Below are 5,618 nucleotides of genomic sequence, written 5' to 3'. Positions count from 1 at the left end.
GCGTAGCCCGCACCGCCGTCGTCGCGGGCACGGCGACGGCGGTGTCGAACCGTGTGTCCCGGCGCCAGGCGGGCCGGTGGGCTCAGCAGGACGCCCAGGAGTACGCGCCGCAGTCAGCCCCCGCTCCGCACGCGCCGCAGGAGGCTCCACAACCCGCGACCGAGTCCTCGGCGCTGTCCTCGGGGGACAAGATCGCCCAGTTGAAGGAGTTGGGTGAGCTGAAAGCACAAGGGGTGCTGACCGAGGAGGAGTTCGAAGCCCAGAAGCGCGCCGTTCTCAGCGGGTGACGACCAGCCATGGACGGACTGAAGATTCTCCCGCTCGCCATCACCATGATGGTCGGGCCCCAGATCATTTCGGCCATCATCTTCGTGACGACGCCGAGAGCGGTACGCGTGTCCCTGGGGTTCCTGGCCGGCATCGCGCTCGCGACGACGGCGGGCGTGGCCGTCATGATGGGCCTCGCGGCCGCTCTCGACAACGTCGTCGACTTCGGTGACCCTTCCGACAACGGCTCCGTCGGTCACATCATCCAGTACGTGCTGGTGGCGCTTCTGGCCGCGGCAGCGCTGAAGAACTGGATCAAACGCGAGAGCGTCGAACCGCCGAAGTGGCTCGGCACGTTGATGAACGCGGACCCGCGCAAGGCGTTCAAGGTCGGGCTGATGGTCATCCTGGTGATGCCGTCCGACCTCGTGATCATGATGACCGTGGGGGTCAACCTGATCCACTCCCACGCGTCGTTCGTGGCGGCGCTGCCGTTCATCGGCTTGACCATCTTCGTCGCGGCGCTACCGCTGCTGATCCGGATGCTGTTCGGCCATCACGCGGAAGGGGCCATGCCCAAGATCCGCGACTGGACGAACACGCACAGCTGGCTCGTGAACATCATCGTGTGCGTGGTCTTCATCATCCTGATCCTCGCTTGACACCGGTGAACCACGCTCAAGTGACAGGGAGACACACCATGGCTCAGACGACACATCCACGCCGGTCCCCGTCCCGGTCCCACCAGCGCTCCGCGTCATGGGCCGGCGGACTGGTGGCGTTCGGCGCGGTCATGCTGATGATCGGGGGCACCCTCGATGTGCTGCGCGGCATCGTGGCCATCGCCGACGACGACATCATCGTCAACACCCCGAACTACGTGTTCAAGTTCGACACGACCGGGTGGGGATGGATCCATCTGCTGCTCGGCGCCCTGGCCGTGCTGGTCGGCGCCAGCCTCTTCAACGGCCGGACCTGGGCCCGCGCGGTCGGGGTCCTGCTCGCGGGCCTGCTCCTGATCACCAGCTTCCTGACCCTCCCGTACTACCCGGTCTGGTCGCTGGTCCTGATCGCGGTCTACGGCTTCATCATCTGGGCCCTGTGCACGACGCAGCCGCGGGGGAGGTGAGGGGGCCGAGGGGGCGTAAGGCGCTCACTTCTTCCGACGCCGGCTCGCGCGCCGCTGCAGTTCGGCCTGGCCTCGTTTCGTCCAGTCACCCTGATGGAGATGGCAGCGTGACGTGCCCTTGAGCGTCTTGTTCTGACAGCGCCGCCCGGACGCGGTAGGCCACCCGCACTTACCTTGCTTCCACTCACCCACGCCGTACCCCCTCCGGTTGGTGCGCTTGGCGTCCGGGCCTCCAGGGTGTGGCACGGGGCAGACACAGAGCAGGGCGCACGGTCGGTGGAGTAGGGCGACGCAGGCGCACACGAGTCGGTACACGGGAGCGCACTCCGCGCTGTGGTGCGTGCTCCGGCGAGAAGCTGCCTTGATGCAGTGCGGGTCATGGCGGCCCAGCGGTTCGTTGGCAGCAGGTGCACCTGTCGGCGCCAACGAACCGGGTTGGCTCTGGGATCAGTCGGAGATCGGGGGGCAGTGGATCGGGAGCGGGCAGCCGGCGCGCCGGCGGCGGACGCGTTGACCATGGGCGCCGGTTTGCGTGGTGACGATGCCCAGCGCGCCGCGTTCGGGGCCGACTGGGACGCGGCCATGGAGTTGTACCGCCTGCTGTCCGCCGAGCGTGAGTGGCCGGTGTTCAGCGTGCCTCTGCGATCCGGGCACACCATCCATGTCGTCTACCGCAACATCGAGGATGACTACGGGGTCGACTACCTGATACATCATCCAGCCTGGTCCCAAGCGGAGACCCTTGCCGTGGTCGACGGTCATTTCATGGGCCCTGGCATGGGTTGGCCGGAGTTGCTGTTCGCCGCGCGGCAGCCGGCGGCGGAGGGGATCACGGACCCCGACGCACGTCTCTTGCTGCTCTTCCCGGCACTCGGCGACGCGCTCCTGCCCGACGACGCACTTCCCGTCCTCACCACCGCTCTCGCCGCTCTCACCCTGATCGAGGAGCCCGCCGACGTGGCCGCCATGCTCCTTGAGAACCAGGGACTGTGGGCGCCTGCTCACTGGAGGTCGGTGGACGGCGTCCGGAGCAACGACGGGGCGCACTCCTACCGAAACTCCGACAACGCCTTCGCCCTGCCCGAGAGTCGCCTTCTGGAGATCAGCAGCGCACTGAAGGGGAAGGAGGGCCGCGGTCAGTGAGCGGGGCGCGCTCGGCGGGGTGTTGCTGAACGGGTTCGGCGGGCCCCCGGCCCCTCCGGTTCGGCGGGACGGGGCCCGCGTTCACCATGTCTTGGCTGCGAGACGCCGCGGTGTGCGTCCCGCCGGACCCCGCGGCGTGTCTCATGTCGGGCCCCCGCCGCGTCCCGTGCGCCGCGTAGGGCGTGGCCCCTCCGCGGCGAACAGGTACGGGCGGTGCGGGGCAAAACGGCTGCCCCGCGAGGGAAATCGCGGGACACTACGGGACATCCGCACCGAACCCCGAAATGAGGTGAGCCGGGGGTGCGTACACCCGTAAGTGACCCCATGAAGATCGGCCCGTACAAGATAGTGGGCCGGCTCGGCTCCGGAGGGATGGGCTGGGTCTATCTCGGCCGGTCGCCCGCCGGCCGCGAGGTCGCGGTCAAGGTCGCCCGACCGGAACTCGCCGCGGAACCCGAGTTCCGTGAACGTTTCGCGCGGGAGGTGGCCGCCGCCCGCGTGGTCAGCGGCGCGTACACCGCCGCCGTCGTCGACGCGGACCCCGACGCCGAACTGCCCTGGCTGGCCACCCTGTACGTCCCCGGCCCCTCACTCGCCGAGGCGGTCCGCGCGGACGGGCCCCTCCCCGAGGCCCAGGTGCGCCCCCTCGGTGCCGGGCTGGTAGAGGCACTCCAGGCCATCCACGCCGCCAAGGTCGTCCACCGCGACCTCAAGCCCGCGAACGTCCTGCTGGCGAGCGACGGCCCCCGCGTCATCGACTTCGGCATCTCCCGCGTGGACGGTGCCCCCGGCCTGACCCGCGTCGGCGTCGTCGTCGGCACACCGCCGTTCATGTCGCCGGAGCAGATACGCGGCGCCGCGGTCGGGCCGCCGAGTGATGTCTTCTCCCTGGGCGGCGTGCTCGTGTACGCGCTCACCGGGCGTCCCCCGCACGGCGGCGGGGAAGGGGTGCGGGTCGAGGTCGTACGCGGGAAGCCGCAGCTCGACGGTGTACCGGAAGGGCTGCGGCCCCTCATCAACCGCTGCCTGGCCAAGCGGCCCGAGCAGCGCCCGCAACTCGCGGAGATCCTGGCCGAGTTGGTCATGGAACAGCCCACGGTGGCCGCCTGGCCGCCGCCCCAGGTCGCCCGGACCATCGAGGTGCGGTACGAGGAGCTGAAGGAACGTCACCTGCGGCGCACCACCAGCGAGTCCGTGCCCTCCTGTCTGCTGCTGCACGCCCAGGCGCTGCTCGACGCCGGGTTGACCGATGCCATGGTCGCCGAGGCGGTGGTCCGTGACGGTGCCTGACTCCTACCCGAACCGCGACTCCTACCCCGGCCCCGGCCGGGACTCCTACCCCAGCCCCGGTCGTGACTCGTACCCAGGCCGGGATTCGTACCCCGGCCGGGACTCCTACTCCGGTCGAGAGTCGTACGCGGGGCGGGCCGAGATCTACGACCTCGGGACGCACTGGCGGCAACTCGTGCAGAACTGGGTGGCGCGGCGGAATTACCACACGGTCCACGACACCGTGTCCGTCTCCCTGCAGTTCGATCTCCGTGAGGCGGGGCGGACGGTCACGGTCAGATTCATGACGACCAAGAAACTCCTCGTCGCGTTCGCCACGGACGGGCATTTCCTGCGGCAGGACCAACTCGCCATCGCCGCCGCCGCTTCGAACGCGTGGAATACCGAGCAATTGAACCCCATGCTGTCCGTGTGGGACGTACGGGGCCCGCGTCCGTGTCTCGCCGGGGTCTGTGATCTTCCGCTGACCTGTCGTATTACCCAGGCCGACTTCGATGCCTTGGCCAATGATTGGGTGGAACGGGCGCGGCAGATGTTCAGTCGTTGTCACCAGGTGTTCAAGTTGTAGAAGTGAAACGCAAGCTGATCGACAATTGCCGGAAGTCGCCCGGTGGAATTCTCCAAACCCTTCCGGCCACCCTGTTTCCTGCTCCAGTATGGGACGGGTCTTTCAGGGCCGCGGGGGCGTGCCTTTCAGGCCACGGGGGGTTGGTGCGATGGGTGCCGTCAGGCGTTTGTCCTCTTTCGCTGTACTCATGGGGGTGTTGGTCGCCGCGGTGCCGCTGATGTCACCGGTCGCCGCGGCCGACTCCTGCGGTGACAGCTTCGGCGAAAAGGTGACGTGCGGGTCCGCGGTGATCTCCAAGGGGGCCGTCGTCATCACGCTCGACCGTCCGCTGGAGTACAGGAAGCTCAGCGAAGCGCAGCGTGCGAGCCTGGAGAACCTGCGCAAGGACACCAACCCGCTTGTCGTGCAGGTGCCCAAAGGTATGTCGACCGGGGAGGGCGGCACGGCCCTGCTCCTCATGGCCGACGGCCGGCTCGTCGATCCCGACGCCACGATCGACCCGCTGGGGCCGGACGCGCTGACCGTACTGACGGACGCGGGGGTCTGCGAGAACAAAGAGCTGTGCGACTCGGTCAACAGTGGTCCGACCGGAAAGCAGTTCATCGACAAGGGGTTCGCCGCCGATTACTCCACCCACGTCCTCGCCATCGATTCCGTGGACACCGACCCCACCACCAAGTCACCCGGCTCCAGCAACTCCGACGACAAGAACAGCAAGGGCGGCCAGGGCAAGGGCGGCAAGGGCGACACCGCGCAGGCCGGCGGTGGTGACACGGAGGCCGCCGGGGACAGCACCTCCTGGGCCGCTCTCTGGATGGGACTGCTGCTCGTGCTGCTGCTTCTCGCCTTCGCCGTCGTGATCCGCCGCTCGCGCGGCCCCGTCGCCGTGGGGCATCGCACGGCCTCCGGGCGGCTCGCCGCCATGCCACCGGGCGGCGGAGCGCGCCGCCGTGAGCGCGGTGAGCCGCGGCCCGCCGACGGGCGCTCGCCCACCCATGGCGCCGCACGCGGCGGCGACGGGCGCGCCCCCACCCAGGCCGCACACGACGGCGACGAGAGCACCACCCGGCTGCGGGTCGCGCCCACCGCGCGCCACGGACGTCAGGTGAGCGCCCGCCCCGCCCACACCCGTACCGCCGTCGTCCGCACCGAACTGCACCCGCAGGGCTACGTCGAACTCGACCGGGTGCTCTACCGGGCGGTGTGGGCCGAGGCGGGGCG

The 5,618-nt window shown here is 69.3% G+C and carries 7 protein-coding genes; all 7 read left to right on the top strand.

Going from position 1 to position 5,618, the window contains the following annotated elements:
* Window positions 1–287, top strand: a 287-nt coding sequence (locus AOK23_RS21095) for an SHOCT domain-containing protein (RefSeq protein ID WP_079049594.1), incomplete at its 5' end; no start/stop codon positions are given.
* A gap of 9 nt (window positions 288–296) precedes the next feature.
* Window positions 297–929 (top strand): GAP family protein, encoded by a 633-nt coding sequence (locus AOK23_RS21090; protein WP_055714250.1) that lies wholly within the window; start codon window positions 297–299, stop codon window positions 927–929.
* A 38-nt stretch (window positions 930–967) separates the two neighbouring features.
* The gene (locus AOK23_RS21085; RefSeq protein ID WP_055714249.1) at window positions 968–1,396 is read left to right on the top strand and encodes a DUF7144 family membrane protein; all 429 of its coding nucleotides are present in this window, start codon (window positions 968–970) and stop codon (window positions 1,394–1,396) included.
* Between the two features lie 528 nt (window positions 1,397–1,924).
* On the top strand, window positions 1,925–2,539 hold the full coding sequence (locus AOK23_RS21080) for a hypothetical protein (protein ID WP_240496480.1): 615 nt from the start codon (window positions 1,925–1,927) through the stop codon (window positions 2,537–2,539).
* Between the two features lie 300 nt (window positions 2,540–2,839).
* The gene (locus AOK23_RS21075) at window positions 2,840–3,829 is read left to right on the top strand and encodes a serine/threonine-protein kinase (protein WP_055714247.1); all 990 of its coding nucleotides are present in this window, start codon (window positions 2,840–2,842) and stop codon (window positions 3,827–3,829) included.
* A gap of 283 nt (window positions 3,830–4,112) precedes the next feature.
* The gene (locus tag AOK23_RS50025) at window positions 4,113–4,397 is read left to right on the top strand and encodes a hypothetical protein (RefSeq protein ID WP_240496479.1); all 285 of its coding nucleotides are present in this window, start codon (window positions 4,113–4,115) and stop codon (window positions 4,395–4,397) included.
* A 187-nt stretch (window positions 4,398–4,584) separates the two neighbouring features.
* Window positions 4,585–5,618 (top strand): hypothetical protein (locus tag AOK23_RS21065; RefSeq protein WP_055714246.1); only part of this gene is annotated, 1,034 nt, incomplete at its 3' end.

The organism is Streptomyces torulosus, from assembly GCF_001419765.1.
Taxonomy (GTDB): Bacteria; Actinomycetota; Actinomycetes; order Streptomycetales; family Streptomycetaceae; genus Streptomyces; species Streptomyces torulosus.
The sequence above is the reverse complement of the archived record's forward strand: the minus strand, read 5'-3'. Positions and strand labels throughout refer to the sequence as shown.

What these genes read in the sequence shown, in the direction of transcription:
- AOK23_RS21090 (WP_055714250.1), top strand. Translation starts at nt 297, where the DNA reads ATGGACGGACTGAAGATTCTCCCGCTCGCCATCACCATGATGGTCGGG.
- AOK23_RS21085 (WP_055714249.1), top strand. Translation starts at nt 968, where the DNA reads ATGGCTCAGACGACACATCCACGCCGGTCCCCGTCCCGGTCCCACCAG.
- AOK23_RS50025 (WP_240496479.1), top strand. Translation starts at nt 4,113, where the DNA reads ATGACGACCAAGAAACTCCTCGTCGCGTTCGCCACGGACGGGCATTTC.